Here is a 22521-nt window from a genome sequence, read left to right as displayed (position 1 = left end):
TCCCCTTTATATGTTTCTTTTCCAACCTGAATTGTATCTGAACAATTTTGAAGGTCTATGCCCAGCATCTTTTGTAAACTGATTTGTTTCAATAACCATGTTTGCTACTTTTCTTCTAAAGGCAGCCGCTAAAAGTTCTTTTCCTTGTATAACTTCATAAACCTTCTGAAGTTCCGTTAACGTAAATAATTCTGGCATAAGATTAAAAGCTAAACTTGTATATTCAATTTTATTTCTTAATCTGCTAATAGCATATTCAATAAACTTATCATGATCGAATGCAATTCCCTCAGATCCTATAATTTCTCTACTTACTTTACCATCTGGATTTTCTATAACTTTTATCTTAGCAGACAATTCCTCATTTTCATTCCAAAGTTTTATTTGTACTATCTGTTCGTAAATATATCCTTTTTCCACTACTTCCTTTTTTTCTTGAAGTAAATTATATCTAACATTAAACCAAGCTGCATCCTCTTCATCCCTACCAGCTTTAATACTTAATGAACTGCTGTCCACAAGTGCCATATAAGAAGAACTTATTACTCTAGTCCTAGGATCTCTATTAACTTCTCCCCAAGTATATAACTGCTCCATATAAATATCATCAATATTGGTTTCAGCTCTTAATACACGTAAAGCCGCTTCGTCTAAACTTTCATTAACATCTACAAAACCACCAGGCAGTGCCCACTTACCAATACATGGATGATCTCCTCTCTTTACTAAAAGAATTTTTAAAGACTTTTCTGGAAGCTTTCTGTAATTTTCTTTTTCTTCATCCATCACTGTAAAAATCAACATATCCACAGTAAAAGATGGTTTTTGATATATGCTATCATCATATTGTTCTAAAAATTCTTCTTCAGTTAGTCCTTGTTTATTTTTAATATTTATCTCTTCCAACCTTATCACCTCAAGTTTGCTTTTTACCTTTTTGATATTATCATACTATTTATAACAGGATATACTTTATTGTTATTTTTGTCAATACATTTTGCATAAATAAGGAAGAAAACTCACCTTCACTGTCCTCTGTCAGTTATCCTCTAAAAATTAAAATTGCAGCTAATTCTCATCATTTATGATGAAAATTAGCTGCAATTTTTAAAATATCTTTTCTATTATTTTTCTTCCACTGGTTTTTTCAAAATTCCAAGTAATACTGCTGTTATCGCTGATCCGATTAATATTGCTAAAGCATATAATAAAGGACTTCCTTTAACTATAGCAATTACAAATATTCCACCATGTGGAGCTGGCAGTCCTATATTGAACATCATACTAAGAGCACCAGCAACTGCTGAACCTATAATCGCTGCAGGTAATACTCTACCTGGATCTGCTGCTGCAAAAGGTATTGCACCTTCTGTTATAAAACTTAATCCCATTACATAACAAGTTTTACCTGCATCTCTTTCTTGTTCTGTAAATTTATTTCTAAATATAGTAGTTGCAATAGCAATTCCAAGTGGTGGAACCATACCACCTGCCATGATAGCAGCGTGTGGATAAAAATTATTTGCACTTATCATTGCCAACCCAAATGTATATGCTGCTTTATTTATTGGACCACCCATATCAACAGCCATCATTCCACCTAAAACTAATCCAAGAATAACTTTATTAGTTGTACCCATAGAACCTAACCATGCTGTAAGTCCTGTATTAATTGCTTTAACAGGGCTTGCTATAACAAGTAACATTATTGCACCAGTAATGAATATTCCAAATAAAGGATATAAAAGTACTGGTTTTATGCCTTCTAAAGACTGTGGAAGTCCAGCAAATACTTTTTTTAGTAATACTACTACATAACCACCAAGGAAACCTGCAATTAATCCACCTAGGAATCCAGCACCAGAAGTATTAGCAAGTAAACCACCAACCATTGCTGGAGCAAATCCTGGTCTGTCAGCTATACTCATACCTATGAATCCGGCAAGTACAGGTATCATTAGTGAGAATGCTCCTGCACCTCCACCAATGTCCATTAACAATTTTGCTATTGGACTAAAGGTTGGATCTTTTGGATCGAAAGCTTTAATTCCAAACATAAAGGATATAGCAATTAATATACCACCGCCTACAACAAAAGGCAGCATGTTTGAAACACCATTCATAAGATGTTTGTAAAAGCCTGTTCTTTCATTTTTAGAAGATGAACCTTCATTGCTTCCACTATGATGATATACTGGAGCATCTCCATTTAATCCCCTGTTTATAAGTTCTTCTGGTTTCTTTATTCCCTGTACTACAGGAACTTGAATTACCTTCTTGCCTTCAAATCTAGCCATTTCTACTTGCTTATCTGCAGCAACTATTATAGCATCTGCTCTCTCAATTTCATCTTCTGTTAATCTATTCTTCACACCTGTAGAACCATTGGTTTCTACTTTAATGTCAACACCCATTTCTTTTGCTTTATTCTTTAAAGAATCTGCTGCCATGTAAGTATGCGCTATGCCTGTTGGACAAGCTGTTACCGCTAATATAAATCCTTCTGCTTTAGTATTACTTTCTTCTTTTTTTGGTTCTTGTTCTTTTAAATATTCTTTTTCTTGATTATCAATTAGAGTTAAAATTTCATCTTCTGAACTTGCTTCCATAAGTTTTTTTCTAAAATCTTCATTCATAAGCAAACTTGACAATCTAGATAAAGTATCTAAATGATCATTATGTGCTCCTTCACTAGCTGCTATCATAAAGAATATGTGTGCATCACTTCCGTCCAAAGATTCATAGTCTATGCCTTGTTTTGATCTTCCAAAACATAATGCTGGAACTTTAACAGCTGAAGTCTTAGCATGAGGGATTGCTATACCGTCACCTATCCCTGTAGAAAATTGTTCTTCTCTTGCTAATATTGCTTTTTTGTATTCTGCTTTATCATTTAACTTTCCTGCATAGCTTAATTTATTTACTAATTCATCGATTACTTCAGATTTTGTACTAGAATTTAAGTCTAAAATTATAGTATCTTTTTTTAATAACTCTGTTATTTTCATATGTTTTCCTCCCTCTTCTTATTTAAAGGTTTTCATCATTCACTTTTAAAATGCTGTGCATATTTTTATTCAATTACCAGAATTGTTAAATGCCTAAATGGCATTTAACAATTTACTTAGAAATTAAAAATCATTTTATATTTTTGTTATAATTATTTCCTTTAGCAAAGCTTCTACTTCTTGCTTTTTACATAAATCCATAGAAAATGCTGTGGCGCTTCCTGATGCTGCCCCATATTTTAAAGCTTCAACTAAATTTAAGTTTTGAGAATAACTTGCTAAGAAACCTGCTATCATTGAATCTCCTGCACCTACTGAATTTTTTACAGTGCCCTTAGGTGCTGATGCTTGATATACACCTTCATCACATAAAAGTAATGCTCCCTTTGATGCCATAGATATAATTATGTTTTCTGCCCCCATATCTCTAAGCTTTTGTGCATACTTTATAATTTCTTCTCTAGTTTCAATTTCCACTCCAAATATTTCACCTAATTCGTGATTATTGGGTTTTATTAAAAATGGTTTATATTTCAATGTTGAAGTTAAAGCTTCTCCAGTAGTATCCACTACTACTTTAACTTTTTTACCTAAACATTTTTCTTGAATTAATGAATATACATTAGCTGGCAGTGACTTTTGCACATTACCTGCAAGCACTAAATAATCATCAGAGTTTAAAGCTTCTATTTTTTCAAACAACTTATTTAAGTCTTCTTGTTTTATAATAGGTCCAGCTCCGTTTATCTCTGTTTCTTCTTTAGATTTAAGTTTTACATTTATTCTCGTGTCTCCAGCAACCTCTATAAAATCAGTATAAACACCTTGATTTTGTAATGAATTTTTTATAAAGTCTCCTGTGAAACCTCCTATAAAGCCTAAAGCTTTATTTTTTATACCAAAATTATTTAAAACTCTTGATACATTTATACCTTTTCCACCAGGATATTTATTTTCACTATTCACTCTGTTTACTGCTGCTGGTTTAAAATCATCTACTTTAATGACATAGTCTATAGATGGATTAAAAGTTACTGTACATATCATTTGTTACCCACCACCTTTTTTAACATCTATGTAGACATTATAATATAAAATTTTTTGAAAAACAATCATTTTTATTTAAAAATAATCATTTATTTTTAAGTTTCAGTCATAATCAATCATCAACGGTAATTTTACATAGATAAGAGCTTTTTTTAGTTTAACTCATAAACTGATATTATAATCAGAATTTTTCAACTCATACTAATCGAACTTATAAAACTTTATAAGTTAAAAATTTATATTAAAGGAGATAATTTTATGAATGGTGTAAACTTGAATCTTATGCCAATTTCACGTTGAGGTTATCAATGTAATTCACCTGTAGGTGATATGATTGGAAATTTTATTTCACCTCCCCCAAGCAGTGCACCGCCAAATTTCATTCCTGTGAAATCTAAAGGTATTAATAATATTGATTTAACTGGTTTAAACGTTCATGGAAATGTGCTAAAGCCTCTTATGTTCAAACATATATACATGTGGCTCAGGGATGGGAGTGAATTTTGGTGCTGGATTTCATATATATCAGGATCTCACCTTGGCGGCTTTAGGTGGGATGGTTCTAATTGGGTTGGTTTTGAAATTGACTTGAGAAAAATAGACGTTTATTCAAATTAAAAGACCGTATTTTCAAACACGGTCTTTGATTTTCAATAAAAGATTTGATTATATTTTATGAGATGATAGCTCTTTTCCCTTTTTATAGTAAGTTTCCATTACATCCTTTGGAACCATACTTCCTCCTGTAGCCCACGCAATATGTGAAGCATTTTTCATTTTATCTTTCAAATTATTATTTTCTATATACTTTTTTCCCGCTTCATCTTTAAATAGTTCAATGCACCCAGGTATTCCTGCTAGCGCAGAAGGTTCTAGATAAATATTTTCTGAATCTATTAATGTACTTAAAAGTACATATAATTTCTCATCTTTTGCTGTATAAGCTCCACTAATTAAGTTTTTTAATGTTTTTCCTACAAAACCGGAAGCCCTCCCCACCGCAAGTCCATCTGCAGCTGTAATATTGTCTATTCCAAAATCTTGAACACATACTTTATCATGCATATCTGTCATTAATCCTATAAGCATACATGGAGAATGTGTTGGTTCAGCAAAGAAGCAGTGTACATTATCCTTAAATACTAATTTTAAGCCAAAAGCAACTCCACCTGGCCCACCACCAACTCCACATGGAAGATAAACAAATAAAGGATGCTCTTCATCTACAACTACGTTAATTTCTTCTAATTGCTTTTTCAATCTATAAGCTGCAACTGCATATCCTAAGAATAAGTTAGTTGAATTTTCATCATCAACAAAATACATATTCGGGTCTGCTTCTGCTTGTTTTCTACCTTCTTCTACTGCTTTACTGTAGTCTGAAGCATATTCAACTACTGTAACGCCTTTGCTTCTAAGTAGATCTTTTTTCCATTGTTTTGCATCAGCTGACATATGAACATATACCTTAAATCCTAGTTGAGCACTCATTATTCCTATGCTAAGACCTAGATTTCCAGTTGATCCAACTGCAATAGAATTCTTAGAAAAAAATTTTCTAAACTTATCACTATCTAAAATTGAATAATCCTCTTCTATCGTTAGCATATTATTTTCAATAGCTAAATCTTCTGCATGCTTTAATACTTCATAAATACCACCTCTTGCTTTAATTGATCCTGAAATAGCAAGATGGCTATCACATTTTAGTAATAATTCTCCTAAAACTTCTTTATTAAACATTTCCTCAATTTTTCTTTGCATATTAGGAATCTTGACAACAGGGGATTCGATAATTCCATTTGTTTTTTGTGTTTCTGGAAAAACTTTAGCTATATAGGGAGCAAATCTTTTTAGCCTTTCCTCTGCATCTTTCACATCTTCTTCTGTCAAAGAAACCTTTTTTATGGCATCCTCAAACTTTCCATATTTCGAATTTGTCCAAAACACTTCTTCAGTTGAAATGATTTTGTTCATTAAAGGATATTGTTTTTTCCATTCCCTTATGCTTTTTCCTTGAATTATTTTACTTTCCATGTAACACCCTTCTTTCTTTTATAAGGTATTGACCATAAAATGTTTTCTAGTTTTGTTAATATACAACAGAATTTTAAATAACCTTCACCTTATTAACTAATTCCCCTATTTTCTCAATGGAACACTCTACTGTATCACCATCTTTTAATACTTTTATAGGTTCAAATCCCAGTCCTACACCACTTGGAGTACCAGTACATATAATATCTCCTGCTTTTAATGTCATTCCTTTTGATAAATCACTTATAATATACGGAATATCAAATATTAGATTTTTAGTATTTGAATTCTGCCTTAATTCTCCATTAACGCTGCATTTAATATTTAATTCTACAGGAAATGGAATATCCTTTTTATGTACTATACAAGGTCCCATAGGACAAAAAGTATCCAAACTCTTACCCTTAAACCATTGTTTATGCTTACCCTGCAAATCTCTAGCAGATACATCATTAACTATAGTATATCCAAAAATATAGTCTTCAGCGTCTTCTTTTTTGATATTTATTCCGTCTTTTCCTATTATAATTGCAAGTTCAACTTCATAATCAACTTGTTTTGTTACTTCATATGAAAACTTTATTTCATCTTCATGTCCTATAGCTGGTGATGCCACTTTTGTAAAATATATAGGTTCTTCAGGTATTCCAGTACCTGCAATTCTAGTTATTTTTATTTCCCTTGCATGCTCAACATAATTTTTCCCCAAACACAAAACATTTCTTTTAGGATAAGGTATAGGAGCTTTTATTTTTACATCATCTAAGGATAATAATTTAAAATCTCCTCTTTTTTCAAGAATATTTTCCACTTTATCTAGCATATCTTCGGTATATTTCTCTATTAATTCAACCATATTTTTTGGTTCTTCCCATGACATACAGTTTGCAATATCTTCTATGGAAACTATCTTATCTCCTCTCATAATTCCTATACTTTCTTTTCCTTCAAACTCATATGTTACAAATTTCATTATTATACCTCCCAAATATTTACTTGTCCTTCACAAATCGTTTATATTATTATAATATTTTAAATAATAAATTTCCATAAAGCTCATAAATTTATTGTCAGAAAATAAAAATTAAAATATTTTTATTGACAATATCTCAAATTATGTTACAATAGCTTTAAACAATTTTATAAGTCGCTATGATAAAGACGAGTAATATTAAATTTCTTTAAAGAGAGGTTGTATTTGCTGTAAACAACTAAGGATTTATTATGAAGGGAACTTTGGAGTGATAACTGATAAAGCAGGGCTTATGCCAAAAAGGGTGGAACCGCGGAAATGATTTTCGTCCCTTAAGGTATGGTCTTTTTTTATACAATTCAAAATTTAATAATTTGCAGTGATAAAGAGGAGTAGTAATTATTTTCTTTAAAGAGAGGTTGCATTTTGCTGTGAGCAACTAGGAATTTATTATGAAGGGAACTTTGGAGCAATATTTTTTAGAAAGATGGACTTATGTCAAGAAGGGTGGAACCGCGGAAAATATTTTTCGTCCCTTTGCTTGAGTATAAGTCTTTTTTATATATCAAAATATTAAAATAGGAGTGGTGTTATTTATGAAAGGTATTATTACTGTAGTTGGAAAAGATAAGGTAGGTATTGTAGCAGGTATAAGCAGTGAGCTTTTACATCTGAATATAAATATTTTAGATGTTACTCAAACTATTATGGAAGAGTTCTTTACAATGATAATGTTAGTAGATATGTCCAAAGCTAATGTGTCTTTTGACAAAACCAAAGAAGCTCTTTTATCAAAAGGGAAAGAATTAGGCGTAGACGTAAAAATTCAAAGAGAAGAAATTTTTAACTCAATGCATACACTTTAGGAGGAATAACGATGAATGTAAATAATGTATTAGAAACTATAAAGATGATAGAAGAAGAAAAATTAGATATTCGTACTATAACCATGGGAATATCACTTCTAGATTGCTGCGATTCCGATGGAGAAAAATCTAGAATTAAAATATATGATAAAGTAACTAAATGTGCTGAAAACCTAGTAAAAGTAGGTAAACAAATAGAAAATGAATTTGGCATTCCTATTGTAAATAAAAGAGTTTCCGTAACTCCTATTTCAATGATTGCAGGTTGTTCAAGTGATACTGATTATGTTAAATATGCTGAAACACTTGATAAAGCTGCTGCTACTTTAGGTATAGATTTTATTGGCGGTTTTTCAGCTTTAGTACATAAAGGCTATACCAAAGGTGATAGAATATTAATTCAATCTATTCCTGAAGCTTTAAGCCGTACAAAACTTGTATGTTCCTCTGTCAATGTTGGTTCTACTAGATGTGGAATAAACATGGATGCTGTAAGAGAAATGGGAATTATAGTTAAGAAAACTGCAGAGCTTACAAAGGATTCATCAGGTTTAGGATGCGCTAAATTAGTAGTATTTGCAAATGCTGTTGAGGACAATCCTTTTATGGCTGGTGCTTTCCATGGTGTTGGAGAAGCTGACACTATAATAAACGTTGGTGTAAGCGGACCTGGAGTTGTAAAAAGAGCTTTAGAAAAGGTAAAAGGAGAAAGCTTTGATGTAGTCGCTGAAACTATAAAGAAAACTGCTTTCAAAATCACAAGAATGGGTCAATTAGTGGCAAAGGAAGCTTCTAGCAGATTGAATGTTCCTTTTGGAATTGTAGATTTATCCTTAGCACCTACTCCTGCAATTGGTGATAGTGTAGCTCACATACTCGAAGAGCTTGGACTTGAAAGTTGTGGAACTCACGGAACTACAGCAGCACTTGCTCTATTAAACGATGCTGTTAAAAAAGGCGGAGTAATGGCATGCAGTCACGTTGGAGGTCTTAGTGGTGCTTTTATACCTGTTAGTGAAGATGCTGGTATGATAGATGCTGTTAACAACGGCTCCTTAAATATAGAAAAACTAGAAGCAATGACTTGTGTATGTTCTGTTGGACTTGATATGATTGCCATTCCTGGAGACACTTCTGCATCAACAATTTCAGCTATAATTGCAGATGAAGCAGCTATTGGTATGATAAACAATAAAACGACTGCTGTAAGGGTTATTCCTGCTCCTGGAACAAAAATAGGTGATGTAGTTGAATTTGGTGGACTTCTAGGCCATGCTCCTGTTATGGCAGTAAGCAAATTTTCTAGTGAAGCCTTTGTAGCTAGAGGCGGTAGAATTCCAGCTCCTATCCACAGCTTTAAAAACTAGAATTTTTATTAACCATATTCTAAACTTTTGCATAAAATAAATTAAGTTGTTCTTTTATTATAGTGAAAATTTACAACATAAGCACATTGCGAAGCAAAGCTTCGCATTATGCTTACTTTTTAAAGCTTAACTACATATAAATATCTTAGAGGTGGTTTTTATATTGTATAATTTATATCCATTTTATTGTCCATTCACTAATTGTATGCGCATTTCAAACAATATTGCAATAGATTCACAGCAAATAAACTCTACAGAAAAATATATTAAAAAAGATTTAAAAATACCAGTATTGAAAGGTATGAAAAATAAAAATATAGAAAATCAAATTAACAATTCAATTAAAAGTGATATTATGGAATTCAAACAACAAATGGAAGAATCAGCTAACGAATATGGCATGCAAGCTGAAAAAGTCGGTAAAAAATTTATTCCTTTTATTATTTCCACCAATTACAGCATCACTTATAATAAAAATAATATTGCAAGCATTACTATTTTTTATTATGAGTTTATTAACGGAAAACATTCATATATTAAAACTTCTTACAATTTCAACTTAAATTCAGGCAAATCATTATCTCTAAAGGATTTATTCAAGCAAGGAGTTTCTTATAAACAAATCATCAATAAAGAAATAAAAAAATATTTAATTCAAAACAAAGAGTTATATATTCCTGGTACAGTTACTAATTTTAAAGGCATCTCAGATGACCAACCCTTTTATTTGGACAACGAAAATATTGTAATATACTTAGGTTTCAACGAAATTGCACCTAATATATCAGAAATACCTATAATTAAAATTCCTTTTAGTACTTTAAAAAATTATATAAAACCTATTTTTTTAAATTGATTGCAAATAATATACACATTTGTACTATATTTACGCTCATTTAACCTATAATATTGCACATAATACTTTTATATTTAAATTTGGTCTATACAAAAGAAGGTGAATGTATGCGTATATTAAGTACTGCTCTTGCATCAATGCTTACTATTAATAGCTTAACTGGAATTAATTTCAGCAAAAATACAACTGATTTTTATTTAAAAGATTCCAATATATATGATGAATCGATTTATGAAAATAAAAGACACTCATTATTGGATGTACCAAGATTTTTTAAAAATGCTATCAGCCATTCTGAAAATGGCCTTAGCACTAAAGAATATAATTGGTATTTCCAACCACGTAAAGATAAAAATCCACCACTGCCTCCTAAGGAAACAGCAAGTTTTTTACCTAAATACTCCTGCTATCATTTAGGAGATACCTCAAAAAAAGTTTTATACTTAACCTTTGATGAGGGTTACGAAAATGGATATACAGGTCCTATTTTAGATGTACTAAAAAAACATAAAGCAAAAGCAGCATTTTTTGTTGTTAAACCTTATATTAATTCCAATGAAGATTTAATTAAAAGGATGGTCAATGAAGGTCATCTAGTATGCAATCACAGTTCGCACCATCTTTCCATGGCTTCTATAACAAATACTGAAAAATTCAATAGTGAGTTTTCTGAGGTAGAAGAAGCTTTTGGAAAAGTTACTGGTGGTAAAAAAATGCCAAAGTATTTTAGACCACCTATGGGAAAGTACAGCGAATTATCACTATATAATACAAAACAACTTGGTTATAAAACTATATTTTGGAGTTTTGCTTATATGGATTGGGAAATCAACAAACAACCTTCCCATGAATTTGCAAAAAAACGTATAATGGATAAAACTCATAATGGTGCCATTGTACTATTACATGCAGTTTCAAAAACTAATGCCGAAATATTAGATGATGTAATTACAGAATGGAAAAATCAAGGATATGAGCTTAAAAGCTTAGACGAACTACCAAAATAAAATAAGGGAGTTGTTAAAAGATTTCTTATTAACAACTCCCTTTTCAAAAGACTATGCATTATCTAATCCAGTCTAATCTAAATCATATTCGTGTGCTTTTTCTTCTCCCTTTATAACTCTAAGCGTACCTAAAGCAAGAGATTCTAATTCATTTTCTCCTGGCAATATCTCTACAGGTGCTATAAATTCTACTCTTTCTTTTATCCATCCTGTCATCATTTTTGAATAGGCAATTCCCCCTGTAATTACTACTGCATCAACCTTTCCCTTTACTACAGTTGCAAGTTCTCCTATTGCTTTTGCAATTTGATATGCCATAGCTTCATAAACTAATTTGGCTTCAGCATCTCCATTTTCAATTCTTTTTTCTACATCTAATGCACTATTAGTTCCTAAATAAGAGATTAATCCACCATCTCCTCTTATTTTCTTTTTCATTGTGCGTTCATCATTTTTATAACACATTTCTATTAAGCGCTTACAAGGTACTCTACCTGACCTTTCTGGTGAAAACGGTCCTTCTTCATCAGTAACAGCGTCTATCATTTTTCCACCTTTATGTACAGTAAGAGATATTCCGCCTCCTAAATGAGCAACAACTAAATTACATTGTTCATAAGGTTTACCTAGTTTTTTTGCTGTTTTTATTGCTGCAGCTCTCATATTTAAAGCATGAATAAAACTCTCTCTTTTTATATCTGCAAGTCCTGATATTCTTGCAATATCCTCAAATTCATCTACAGCTACAGAATCATATATGAAAGCTGGTATATTTAAAGGTTTTGCTATTGCATATGAAATTATAGCTCCTAAATTTGAAGCATGCTCTACTACAGGTCTTTTAGCCAGTCTTTCTACCATAGAATCATTTACTCTGTAAGCTCCTGATTTAACTGGAGGCAGAATTCCTCCTCTTCCAACTACTGCAGATAAAGCTTTGACATCAAAATCTACTTCTTTTAAAAATTTCATTATAGCTTCATATCTCATACTATATTGATCAGCTATGTTTTCATATTTTTTCACTTCTTCACTAGAATGTTCTATAGTGGTTTTAAATAATTCCTCTGTGTCATCATAAATAGCTATTTTAGTTGAAGTTGAACCTGGATTTATTGCTAGTATTTTGTACATTATTTTACCCTCCTGATTATAGCAATACTTAATAAATATTTTAATTAGCAAGTATCATGCCATATATTAAATATTACTCTTTTTTATTATTTTTAATATTTTTGTTTTTTAACCCGAAAATAAATGGTATTAATCATTTGAAAATCAAACCCCATTAATACCATTTATAATAAATATTTATTTAGAATCTTGTACTTCTACTTTTAAATATTTAAGCACTCTTATTCCATACTCTGTTATTACACTCCCACCTCTTCCTTTATGCACTTTTGCCATAAGAAATTTTTCTAAATTAATTAATATTAATCTTGCTTCTTGTTCACTTATAAAAAAGCCTTTTTCTCTAGCAGTTTTGTATAAAGTTCTTCTTCCTATTCTAGTTTTATTAATATAGCTCTTTTTAAGTTCTTCCATTATGAATATATATTTATCAATTTTTTCATCAGCTAATTCCAAAAATTCTTCTGCCATTTTTTCTTCATCATGGGTTAAAATATCTTCATGTAAAACAACCTCATCATTAAATGGCAAATCCTTTACATCAATAGAATCCAATTCTAAATTAGCAAGATACTCAACATAATTTTTAAGCTCCCTTATATTACCTCTCCAATTATGGTTAATTAACATTTCTTTTGATGCTTCTGTAAAATGAAAATTACTTTTAAATTCATTTTTCATTTCATTGATTAAAAATAATATATCTTCTTTTCTATCTCTTAAAGGTGGAATTTTTAAAGGAAGCACATTCAATCTATAATATAAATCCTCCCTAAATTCACCTTTTCTAACCATTTCCTTTAAATTTCTATTAGTGGCTGCTATTATTCTTATATTTACTTTAATTAACCTATCGCCACCTATTCTCATTACTTCCCTTTCTTGAATAACCCTCAAAAGCCTCATTTGAAGGTTTATTGGCATTTCTCCAATTTCATCAAGAAACAAAGTTCCATTATGAGCTAGTTCGAAAAGTCCTGGTTTACCTCCTTTTCTTGCTCCTGTAAAAGCTCCTTCTTCATATCCAAACAATTCACTTTCTAGAAGACTTTCAGGTAAAGCCCCGCAGTTTACCGCCACAAATTGATAATCCTTCCTTTGTGAACTATTATGTATAGCTTGTGCAAACATCTCTTTTCCAGTTCCAGTTTCTCCTGTAATCATAACGGAAGAATCCGATTTTGCCATTCTTTTTGCAATATTCTTACACTTTTTTATAGCTTCACTTTCCCCTATTATATCTCGAAAGTTATATTTAGCTATATGACCTTTTCCAATAAGCTGTTGTCTCAATTTATGCTGGTTTTTTTCTATATCACTAAACTTTCTAACTATGGCAACAGCTCCATAAAGCTTTCCTGAATGAATTATAGGATGTACGGATGCTACTATATCATATCCATTTATTTTTATAAGCTTTTCTTTAACTGCTTCTAAATTTTCTAATGCTAATTTAAATGGAATATCAGGCATTATTTCCAAACCATGTTTGTTCATGACCTGATTTTTCTTATAACCTATTATATTTTCTGCCATTTCAGTATATGTACGTATTATTCCTTCAGCATCAATCCCTATGATACCATCATCTAAAATTTGAAGTAATATATCTAATTCGCTTTCAAATCTATTGGATAATCCCATTACATTGGATAACCCAATATTTGTAGTAACAATTTCTCTATAACTTTCTCTAATATTTTGCCTTTGTAAAATATCACTTAAATTTAGTTTTGTTCCAATATCAATTATAGTATTAAGCTCTAAAAGACTATTACCTACATTAATAACCTTTTTACAAGGGTAACTATTATATGCAGATGTACCCAATACAATAATGTAGTCTTTATTCATCTGATCATTATTTCCAGGATATCCTGGTTCTATATCCAAATTTCTTATTCCCAACTGATACAATACTGAAATCATTTGCATTGCCATTTCTTTTGTTTCATCAAGAAATAATACAGAAGCCCCCTCTTCTATTTGCATAACTTTTTCTAAACCAGCTTTAGAAATTGTCCTGGTTGCTATAATTATATCTGTTTTCTTCTGCATATAAGGCTTAATAAATCTAAAAACATCCTGTGATTGAACCAGTACTAAATCTGCTTCTATACCATTTTTAATTTTCTCGCTATCAATGCAAATCTTCTCCAAAACTATATTATCAGAAAATAAAGTTTTAATTTGTTCATAATAAGTATTTGCACTTGATTCACTGTAACTTATTATAAGTAACCTTTTTTTATCTATTCCTCTAAACATTATTTCCACCCTTTATATACTATACATTTTGTTCTATACAATTAGTTATTTTACTCTAGTTTTACTTAAATTTCTACTATTAGCCAATGTTGAAGCATATAATTGTATTACTAATATAGCTAATTTACATAAAGTAAATAGACAGCTATCTACCCTTTATCCTAAATTGAATTTAAGCAAGTTAATTATGATATATAAATTAAGCTTTTTAGTTGCAGGAGGTATTTATGAGCGATAATCAGAATGGTCAACATGTTCCAATAACAAATCCAATATCTGAACCTCCAACTGAGGATAACTATGATGAAGAATTAGAGGATGAAAATATAAAATCTGAAAACTCTATAAATAAATATATTGACAAAGCTGAAGATACTTTAAAAAATATAAATTCTATTAAAGATGAATTGTGTAAGTTACCCTTAAACCCCTGCGAATCTCAATATATTACTAATAACATAAATCCATTGTTAAACATTCTATACTTGCTTTCACAAACTTCTTCAGGTTTATCTACTTCAGCAAAGTTTTTAGCATCTTCCTCTGTAGTTCATCCCAAAAATTCTGACATTAAGGATACTATTCATTTAATATATAAAATTAATGAAGAATGTGATGATGTATATGATGTGTTAAAGAAAAGATTAGAAATTTTATTAGACAATTGTTAGCAATACCAATAAAAAAAATCACAAGCCAACAAACTTCTTGCTGGCTTGCTTTTCAGTTAACTAATCTAATACTTAAAATATTTCTTTTTATCTTTTTGCCATATCAACATATTTGTCATATCTATACTTTGCATCAGCCTGTGCCTTGACGAATAATTCTTCAGCTTGCTTTGGTGCTAGTTTATATAATGATGCAAATCTGACTTCACTCATCATAAACTCTTTTAAGTCCTTTGTAGGTGACTTTGAATCTAAAATAAATGGATTCTTTTCTTCATCAGCTAATTCTGGATTATAACGATATAATGACCAATATCCGCACTCTACAGCATCTTTTGCCTGGATCTGAGATTTACCCATACCAACCTTAATTCCATGATTTATACAAGGTGAATATGCAATAATCAATGAAGGTCCTGGATAATTTTCAGCTTCTATTATAGCTTTAATAGCTTGTTTTTTATCGGCACCCATGGATATTTGGGCTACATATACATAACCATAGCTCATAGCCATCATTCCTAAATCTTTCTTTCTAGTCTTTTTACCTCCTGAGGCAAATTCTGCAATCGCTGCGGTAGGAGTTGATTTAGAAGATTGACCTCCAGTATTAGAATAAACTTCTGTGTCAAATACCAATACATTTACATTTTCTCCAGCTGCCAATACATGATCTAAACCGCCATATCCAATGTCATAAGCCCAACCATCACCACCAAATATCCAATGTGATCTCTTAATAAAATAGTCTCTGTTGTCATACATCTTATTTAAAAGTTCATTATTTCCTTTTTCCTCTGCCAAAACAGCTGTCAATTTATCTGCACGCTCTCTAGTTTTCTCAGAAACATCAAAACCTTCTAGCCATGCTGTTAACGCTTCTTCAACTTTAGTACTAACTCCATTATTAATAGCTTCATGTGCTAAATTCTGTGCAGCAGTTCTTAATTTTTTAACCCCTAAATACATACCAAAGCCATACTCAGCATTATCTTCAAATAGTGAAAATCCCCATGATGGTCCAAATCCCTTTTCATTTGTAGTATATGATACTTGAGGAGATCCACCCCAAACAGTAGAGCAGCCTGCAGCATTGGAAATCATCATCCTATCACCAAAAAGTTGAGTAACCAATTTTGCATATGGAGTTTCGCCGCAACCTGCACAAGCTCCTGAAAATTCTATTAATGGTTTAAGGAACTGGCTTCCCTTAACAGTTGCTGCAACATTCTTAGGAATATCTTTAGAAACTATACCTTTAGCAAAATCCCAGTCAGTAATATATTTATCTCTGTTTTCTGCTAATGGATTCATATCTATAGCTTTTTCCTTTGCAGGACAGCTAACTACACAAATGCCACATCCTGTACAATCCTGAGCTGAAATTGCCAGATGGTATTGCATATTCTTAAATCCATTTGCTGGAACAGTTTCAAATCCAGCTGGAGCATTTTTTAATTCCTCACAAGTAAGCAGTGTTGGTCTAATTACTGCATGAGAACATACATAAGAGCATTGATTGCACTGGATGCACTTATCTGAATTCCATTTTGGAACAGTTATTGATATCTCACGTTTTTCCCAAGCTGTAATTCCAAGTGGAAATGTACCATCTTCACGTCCATTGAATGCACTTACAGGCAACTTATCTCCTTCTTGCCTATTCATAGGAAGTATAACTTTTTCAACAAATTCAGGCATATTTGGATCTATATAAGTTTTAGCATCTTCCACTGTCTTCCAAGACTCAGGAACATTTATTTTTCTCATGCTTCCGAAACCTTTATCAATAGCTAAATTGTTCATATCAACTATATTTTGTCCCTTACTTCCATAGGATTTTTCAACTTCTTTCTTCAGAAACTTTCCAACTTCCTCAACTGGAATAATTTGAGCAAGTTTGAAGAAAGCAGCCTGCATTATCATGTTTATTCTTCCACCAAGTCCGATTTCTCTCGCTATATCTACAGCATCTATTATATAAAATTCAACATTATTATTTGCAATAGCTCTCTTTAGACTAGCAGGTAATTGATTTCCTAATTCTTCTTCACTCCAAATACAATTTAACAAGAACTTGCCATTCTTTTTTATTCCTGCTAGTAATTCATACTTATTTACATATGACTGGTTATGACATGCTATAAAATCTGCATTAGTGATTTCATAAGGCTCTTTAATAGGACTTTCTCCAAATCTTAGATGGGATACAGTCAATCCTCCAGACTTTTTAGAATCATATGCAAAATATGCTTGAGCATAGTAATCCGTATTATTACCAATTATTTTTATAGCTGACTTATTTGCACTAACTGTTCCATCTGATCCATATCCCCAAAACTTACAAGCTATTGTTCCTTCAGGAGTTGGATTAATACTCTCCTCACTTAATGGCAGTGATTTGTGAGTTACATCATCAATGATACTAACTGTAAAATCATTCATTGGCTTGTCTAATTTTAGATTATTGAAAACTGATAGTACATCATTTGGCTTGAAATCTTTTGAGCTTAGTCCATATCTTCCACCTACGATAAGTGGAGCATTTTCAGCATTATAAAATGCATTTCTAACGTCAATATATAGAGGTTCTCCATTTGATCCAGGTTCTTTTGTTCTGTCAAGAACAGCAATCTTCTTAACAGATTTTGGGATTGATTTCAAAAGATATTCTGGTACAAATGGTCTATAAAGATGGACTTCTAATAAACCTACTTTTTCTCCTTTACTGTTTAAGTAGTCTACAACTTCACTAATTGTTTCACACCCCGAACCCATAGCTACAACAATATTCTCAGCATCTTCATCTCCATAATAGTTAAATAACTTATAATTTCTTCCTGTCAATTTATTGATTTCATCCATATATGATTGAACAATACCTGGCACAGTATCATAATATTTATTTATTGCTTCCCTCATTTGAAAGAAAATATCTGGATTTTGAGTTGTTCCACGAAGCACAGGACGATTTGGACTAAGTGCATTATCTCTAAATGCTTTTACAGCATCATGGTCTAATATTTTATCTAATTCATCATATTCCAATACTTCAATTTTTTGAACTTCGTGAGAAGTTCTAAAACCATCAAAAAAGTGTAGTACAGGTATACGTGATTTTATTGCACTCAAATGAGCTACTGCTCCTAAATCCATTACTTGCTGAACACTACTTGATGCAAGTAATGTAAAACCTGTTTGTCTTGTAGCCATAACATCTTGATGATCTCCAAAAATACTAAGTGCATTAGATGCAAGGGTACGAGCGCTAACATGAAAAACAGCTGGTAATAACTCTCCTGCAACTTTATACATATTTGGAATCATTAATAATAATCCTTGTGAAGCAGTATATGTTGAAGTAAGTGCACCTGATTGTAATGACCCATGAAGTGTACCTGCAGCACCGCCTTCTGATTGCATCTCCTTTACTAATACTGTTTCACCAAATAAATTCTTTTTCCCTTTTGATGACCATGCATCTACAACAGCAGCCATAGTTGATGATGGTGTAATAGGGTAAATTGCAGCTACGTCAGTAAATGCATATGATGCATAAGCCGCTGCTGTATTTCCGTCCATAGTTTCAGTTCTTCTTTTTACCATGTTAAATTCTCCTTACTATTTATTTAAATTATTTATATAATTCTTAAAATTTATATGTTTTTGTTACATATTCATCAATTCTTCTTACAGCTTCTATTAAATTTTCATCAGAATTTGCAAATACAGTACGGAAATATCCTTCTCCCATACTTCCAAATGCTGACCCTGGTACCACAACCACCCTAGCATTTTTTACAAGATCAATTGCAAATTGTTCTGAACTTATTCCAAGTGCTTTAATATTTGCAAATGCATAAAAACTTCCTGGTGATTTTTTGCAAGTTATCCCTGGTATATTATTTAAACCATCAATTAATATATCTCTTCTTCTTAGATAATCAGCATGCATTTGTTTAACTGCTTCCTGATTTCCAGTATAAGCTTCAAGAGCCGCTCTTTGAGTGAATGTGGATACACAAGAAACTAATCCCTCTTGCAACTTTGGCATATTAGATATAATATCTTTATTACCTACAATATATCCAATTCTCCATCCTGTCATAGCATAAGCTTTTGAAAAACTGTTAATTACCAAAACTTGATCTTTAACTTCAGGTACCTGAGCAATACTGAAATATTCTATTCCATCAAAAATCAACTTATCATATACTTCATCAGAATATACTATTAAATTATGCTTTTTTACAATTTCAGCAATTTTAAGTATTTCTTCTTTACATATTACAGAACCTAAAGGATTACTTGGAGAATTCAATAAAATAGCTTTTGTTTTTGGAGTAATTGCTTTTTCAATATCTTCAGATTTAATATTAAACTCATTTTCTTCAAATACAGGAACACCTACAGGTACAGCTCCTGCAAGCATAACTTGTCCAACATAATTAGAGAATCCTGGGTCTGGAATTATAACTTCATCACCAGGATTTACAGTGGCAATCAAGCACATTGTAATTGCTTCCATTCCTCCCACTGTAATCATGACATTATCTAGGGTATAATCCTTTGAATATTTGGTATATTCCTTTGCAATAGCTTCTCTTAATTCTGGCAATCCGGCATTTGGAGCATAATGTGTATACCCTTCATCAATAGCTTTTTTAGCTGCCTCTTTAACATTTACAGGTGTATCAAAATTTGGTTCTCCAACTGTTAATTTAATTACATCATCATATTTTTGGGCCAAATCAAACATTTTTCTGATACCTGAGGCAGGATAATTTTTTGCTATATTTGATAAATAATTCATGTTCAAGACCTCCCGTTTATTTTGTATTATTTAATTTTTATTTCTTTACAATACTGGCTTAATTAATATTAACTGAGCACCATCTTACAAGTTCATTTGTCATAAAACACCCATCCCATGGATAATCGTAGATGTTCATTAACCCTACATCCACTACTCTGTCTACTCCTAAAGCGGTTACACTATCCGCAAACTCCAAAGTCTTATTTTTATCTTTACATGCTATGCCTATTGTCTGTACCCTACGAGTAATTAAGTCTTTCACTTCAAACATATTATTTATTTCTTTTACAAATAAACATCTTCCCCCTATTGGCTCCTCCAAAACTATTTTATTATTAATTAAAATTGTATAATTAAGCCCTTTACTACAACATAAATCTTTGTCTAAACTCAAACTGTATATGCCTCTTTCATTTATAATTCTTCCAGCAGTACTTTCATCTAAAATATTTGGATATCTCTTATCTAATTTTTTAAAAGCATTTGCTAATTTTTTTATAGACTTATCAAAGGGTATCTTACTTTTTTCTATAAATAATACTTGAGGAGACGAGCATGCTTTTTGATTAAAAATGGCTATGTCCATAACTAATCTATTCATAAATTCCTCACACTCACAACTTTCTATAACACTTTTATCAAAAATGGCTAAAGAATACTTAGGTCCAAAAACCAAATCCTTGCAGGTGCTTTTTTTAGGTAAGGAATTTATAGATTTTACTGCTTCTTCTCCTCCCCATACGATTCTAGCATCAGCCTTGGCTGACATTTGTTCATTTAACAATTTATCATTGCTATCAAAATATATTAATGAAATATTTTTTAAAATATCTGTTGAATAATAGATTTTTGACTTATAATTTACTTTTATATTGTCCATAAGCTCCAGTAATTTTAGTATCAAATCAATACTCTGTTTTGGAACTTTTATAATATTTGAATTTTTAGCTATCAATGCTTGAAAAATAGAATAAAATGCTAATGTAGGTACATTACCTGCTATCCAATGACATGCTATTCCTCTGCCTTGAGCCTTTATATACTTTCCATTGCCTTTATGTATAAATTCATTCAAATAATTTTGGTCTCCTATATTATTCTTTATTAAGTTTTCAATATTGCTTCTTTTTAGATAAGACAATAGAAAAGGAACACCTTCCACTTTAAGAAGTTCTCTATTTAGATGTAATTTTTTACTGTATTCGTCTAGTATACTAATAACAACTTCTACAGGTATAGATTTTAGTAAACTCCAGTTATTCTCTAAAGCTAAATATATAATATCTAAGTTTTCAAAAATTACTCCTTCACTATATATTTTTCCATCTAACGAATAACAAGTTATCATTTACCATACTCCCTTTCCGCAAAGGTATCCCCACATCCCCTGATTTCAGACTTTTCTATTCTAGATTTAAATTTAAAATATTTACCCTTTCTTCCACACTTGCAGTCATCTATTCCAGCTAATTCTCCTATGTCCTCTGTTAAAATGGCTTGAGATGGGTAGCTAGAGCCTAAAATACTCATGACCTCTATAATTCCATATCCACCAGGTTCAACTTCATTTAGACTATTAAAATCTCTTATTATAATCTCCGCAAAGTCTGGCACATGCTTGTACCCATATTCACAATCCACAAAAACTACACCTACTTGTTCCACCATTCCATAAAAATCTATTATATTTTGCGAATTTGTTCCAAAAACTTTAGCTGTTCTTTTTATGAATTCTTCCTTTTCAACTTTTTCTAAGGTTAATCTTTTCCATCCACCACTATGCAAAAGCTTCATATTAGGCAGCGATAGTCTAATATTCTGGTCTTCTAAAACCTTTACAAATTTAGACCAAATTATATAAGTAAATCCGTACACTAAAATCTCTGTATCCTTATAGTTACTTTCAAATTCTTTTAATCTATCTATATTAATTTTTAAGTTATCATTTTCTTTATCCATTACATAATCTATTTTACTAGCAAAACTACTCACTCCTCTTATGGCTGCACCTCTAGCATTTAAAACACCACCCCTACCGTTAACTTCTTTACTATCTATGATTAACATCGGTCTTCTTTTAATCCCTAAAAAACTTTTTAGAGTTGATATTAATGCCTGTGATTGCCGCACAGAGGTAGCTTTATCCAAATATACTTTGCTCGGCTTTCCTGTGGTTGTAGCACTAGAATTTAATATTCTTATTATCTGTTCTTTTTCACAAATTGAAAGGTCAAACTCCTTAAACATGTTTACAGGTATAAATGGAATTTCTTCAAGTTTAGAAATTTTAGAGATATCTAGTCTATTCTTTTTATACATACTTTTTAAATTAGGATTTATCTCATTCTTCTTTAATTGTTCTTTAAATATTTTTAATAATACCTTTTCTTTCTCCTTCTCAGGTATTTTAAATTGATCACCTAATATGATATCTTCTATTAAATCTATACTCTCCATATATAATTCACCTA

At 31.2% G+C, this 22521-nt stretch carries 17 protein-coding genes and 2 other annotated features; of the genes, 6 read left to right on the top strand and 11 right to left on the bottom strand.

What is annotated here, in order from left to right:
• Positions 1-6 precede the first annotated feature (6 nt).
• From Ccar_RS01680 to pfkB, 3 genes are all read right to left on the bottom strand, one after another.
• Entirely contained in the window at positions 7-915 is a 909-nt protein-coding gene (locus Ccar_RS01680) for an NUDIX hydrolase (protein WP_479723269.1), read from the bottom strand.
• Positions 916-1124: 209 nt separating this feature from the next.
• Positions 1125-3008, bottom strand: a complete 1884-nt coding sequence (locus Ccar_RS01675; protein ID WP_007064470.1) for a PTS fructose transporter subunit IIABC — start codon at positions 3006-3008, stop codon at positions 1125-1127.
• Positions 3009-3143: 135 nt separating this feature from the next.
• Positions 3144-4055 carry a 1-phosphofructokinase gene (gene pfkB / locus Ccar_RS01670; protein WP_007059804.1) on the bottom strand — a complete coding sequence of 304 codons (912 nt, stop codon included), beginning with the start codon at positions 4053-4055 and terminating at the stop codon, positions 3144-3146.
• 330 nt (positions 4056-4385) lie between these two features.
• Here pfkB and Ccar_RS01665 point away from each other — a divergent pair, with 330 nt between their 5' ends.
• Positions 4386-4673 (top strand): hypothetical protein, encoded by a 288-nt coding sequence (locus tag Ccar_RS01665; RefSeq protein ID WP_007059805.1) that lies wholly within the window; start codon positions 4386-4388, stop codon positions 4671-4673.
• Positions 4674-4721: 48 nt separating this feature from the next.
• On the opposite strand, the gene Ccar_RS01660 is transcribed toward Ccar_RS01665, so the two are convergent.
• Together Ccar_RS01660 and Ccar_RS01655 are read right to left on the bottom strand one after the other, a co-directional pair.
• A complete protein-coding gene (locus Ccar_RS01660) occupies positions 4722-6092 on the bottom strand; it encodes a D-serine ammonia-lyase (RefSeq protein WP_007059806.1) in 1371 nt (456 codons plus the stop codon).
• A gap of 73 nt (positions 6093-6165) precedes the next feature.
• A complete protein-coding gene (locus tag Ccar_RS01655; RefSeq protein WP_007059807.1) occupies positions 6166-7065 on the bottom strand; it encodes a fumarylacetoacetate hydrolase family protein in 900 nt (299 codons plus the stop codon).
• Positions 7066-7235: 170 nt separating this feature from the next.
• Positions 7236-7401: a binding site (T-box leader), on the top strand.
• 34 nt (positions 7402-7435) lie between these two features.
• Positions 7436-7605: a binding site (T-box leader), on the top strand.
• Between the two features lie 56 nt (positions 7606-7661).
• On the opposite strand from Ccar_RS01655, the gene Ccar_RS01650 reads away from it, so the two are divergent.
• From Ccar_RS01650 to pdaA, 4 genes are all read left to right on the top strand, one after another.
• A complete protein-coding gene (locus Ccar_RS01650; RefSeq protein ID WP_007059808.1) occupies positions 7662-7931 on the top strand; it encodes an ACT domain-containing protein in 270 nt (89 codons plus the stop codon).
• An 11-nt stretch (positions 7932-7942) separates the two neighbouring features.
• On the top strand, positions 7943-9298 hold the full coding sequence (locus Ccar_RS01645) for a PFL family protein (RefSeq protein ID WP_007059809.1): 1356 nt from the start codon (positions 7943-7945) through the stop codon (positions 9296-9298).
• A gap of 163 nt (positions 9299-9461) precedes the next feature.
• The gene (locus tag Ccar_RS01640; protein ID WP_007059810.1) at positions 9462-10154 is read left to right on the top strand and encodes a DUF3298 and DUF4163 domain-containing protein; all 693 of its coding nucleotides are present in this window, start codon (positions 9462-9464) and stop codon (positions 10152-10154) included.
• A gap of 107 nt (positions 10155-10261) precedes the next feature.
• Positions 10262-11161, top strand: a complete 900-nt coding sequence (gene pdaA / locus Ccar_RS01635; RefSeq protein WP_007059811.1) for a delta-lactam-biosynthetic de-N-acetylase — start codon at positions 10262-10264, stop codon at positions 11159-11161.
• A 72-nt stretch (positions 11162-11233) separates the two neighbouring features.
• Here pdaA and buk read toward each other — a convergent pair whose 3' ends face one another.
• Together buk and Ccar_RS01625 are read right to left on the bottom strand one after the other, a co-directional pair.
• The gene (gene buk / locus Ccar_RS01630; RefSeq protein WP_007059812.1) at positions 11234-12295 is read right to left on the bottom strand and encodes a butyrate kinase; all 1062 of its coding nucleotides are present in this window, start codon (positions 12293-12295) and stop codon (positions 11234-11236) included.
• 177 nt (positions 12296-12472) lie between these two features.
• Entirely contained in the window at positions 12473-14563 is a 2091-nt protein-coding gene (locus Ccar_RS01625; protein ID WP_007059813.1) for a sigma-54 interaction domain-containing protein, read from the bottom strand.
• A gap of 227 nt (positions 14564-14790) precedes the next feature.
• Here Ccar_RS01625 and Ccar_RS01620 point away from each other — a divergent pair, with 227 nt between their 5' ends.
• Positions 14791-15234, top strand: a complete 444-nt coding sequence (locus Ccar_RS01620) for a hypothetical protein (protein ID WP_007059814.1) — start codon at positions 14791-14793, stop codon at positions 15232-15234.
• 87 nt (positions 15235-15321) lie between these two features.
• On the opposite strand, the gene nifJ is transcribed toward Ccar_RS01620, so the two are convergent.
• Genes nifJ through Ccar_RS01600 form a run of 4 tightly spaced genes read right to left on the bottom strand, consistent with a single transcriptional unit; the run spans position 15322 to position 22507 of the window.
• Positions 15322-18840 (bottom strand): pyruvate:ferredoxin (flavodoxin) oxidoreductase, encoded by a 3519-nt coding sequence (gene nifJ, locus Ccar_RS01615; RefSeq protein WP_007059815.1) that lies wholly within the window; start codon positions 18838-18840, stop codon positions 15322-15324.
• A 43-nt stretch (positions 18841-18883) separates the two neighbouring features.
• A complete protein-coding gene (locus Ccar_RS01610; protein ID WP_007059816.1) occupies positions 18884-20047 on the bottom strand; it encodes a pyridoxal phosphate-dependent aminotransferase in 1164 nt (387 codons plus the stop codon).
• A gap of 58 nt (positions 20048-20105) precedes the next feature.
• Complete coding sequence (locus Ccar_RS01605) at positions 20106-21398, bottom strand: acyl-CoA reductase (protein WP_007064471.1); 1293 nt, start codon at positions 21396-21398, stop codon at positions 20106-20108.
• Entirely contained in the window at positions 21395-22507 is a 1113-nt protein-coding gene (locus tag Ccar_RS01600) for a LuxE/PaaK family acyltransferase (protein WP_007064472.1), read from the bottom strand. The genes Ccar_RS01605 and Ccar_RS01600 overlap by 4 nt, the downstream gene beginning before the upstream one ends.
• Between the last annotated feature and the right edge of the window lie 14 nt (positions 22508-22521).

Source organism: Clostridium carboxidivorans P7, from assembly GCF_001038625.1.
Classification (GTDB): domain Bacteria; phylum Bacillota; class Clostridia; order Clostridiales; family Clostridiaceae; genus Clostridium_AM; species Clostridium_AM carboxidivorans.
Note: the sequence above shows the minus strand (reverse complement) of the source record. Positions and strands in the feature narration are given on the sequence as shown.

Excerpts from the sequence above, each read along its gene's own strand:
- Ccar_RS01620 (WP_007059814.1), top strand. The coding sequence starts at position 14,791 with ATGAGCGATAATCAGAATGGTCAACATGTTCCAATAACAAATCCAATA.
- pfkB (WP_007059804.1), bottom strand. The coding sequence starts at position 4,055 with ATGATATGTACAGTAACTTTTAATCCATCTATAGACTATGTCATTAAA.
- Ccar_RS01645 (WP_007059809.1), top strand. The coding sequence starts at position 7,943 with ATGAATGTAAATAATGTATTAGAAACTATAAAGATGATAGAAGAAGAA.
- pdaA (WP_007059811.1), top strand. The coding sequence starts at position 10,262 with ATGCGTATATTAAGTACTGCTCTTGCATCAATGCTTACTATTAATAGC.
- Ccar_RS01625 (WP_007059813.1), bottom strand. The coding sequence starts at position 14,563 with ATGTTTAGAGGAATAGATAAAAAAAGGTTACTTATAATAAGTTACAGT.
- Ccar_RS01605 (WP_007064471.1), bottom strand. The coding sequence starts at position 21,398 with ATGATAACTTGTTATTCGTTAGATGGAAAAATATATAGTGAAGGAGTA.
- Ccar_RS01600 (WP_007064472.1), bottom strand. The coding sequence starts at position 22,507 with ATGGAGAGTATAGATTTAATAGAAGATATCATATTAGGTGATCAATTT.
- Ccar_RS01675 (WP_007064470.1), bottom strand. The coding sequence starts at position 3,008 with ATGAAAATAACAGAGTTATTAAAAAAAGATACTATAATTTTAGACTTA.
- Ccar_RS01655 (WP_007059807.1), bottom strand. The coding sequence starts at position 7,065 with ATGAAATTTGTAACATATGAGTTTGAAGGAAAAGAAAGTATAGGAATT.
- Ccar_RS01610 (WP_007059816.1), bottom strand. The coding sequence starts at position 20,047 with ATGAATTATTTATCAAATATAGCAAAAAATTATCCTGCCTCAGGTATC.
- Ccar_RS01650 (WP_007059808.1), top strand. The coding sequence starts at position 7,662 with ATGAAAGGTATTATTACTGTAGTTGGAAAAGATAAGGTAGGTATTGTA.
- Ccar_RS01665 (WP_007059805.1), top strand. The coding sequence starts at position 4,386 with ATGATTGGAAATTTTATTTCACCTCCCCCAAGCAGTGCACCGCCAAAT.
- Ccar_RS01660 (WP_007059806.1), bottom strand. The coding sequence starts at position 6,092 with ATGGAAAGTAAAATAATTCAAGGAAAAAGCATAAGGGAATGGAAAAAA.
- buk (WP_007059812.1), bottom strand. The coding sequence starts at position 12,295 with ATGTACAAAATACTAGCAATAAATCCAGGTTCAACTTCAACTAAAATA.
- nifJ (WP_007059815.1), bottom strand. The coding sequence starts at position 18,840 with ATGGTAAAAAGAAGAACTGAAACTATGGACGGAAATACAGCAGCGGCT.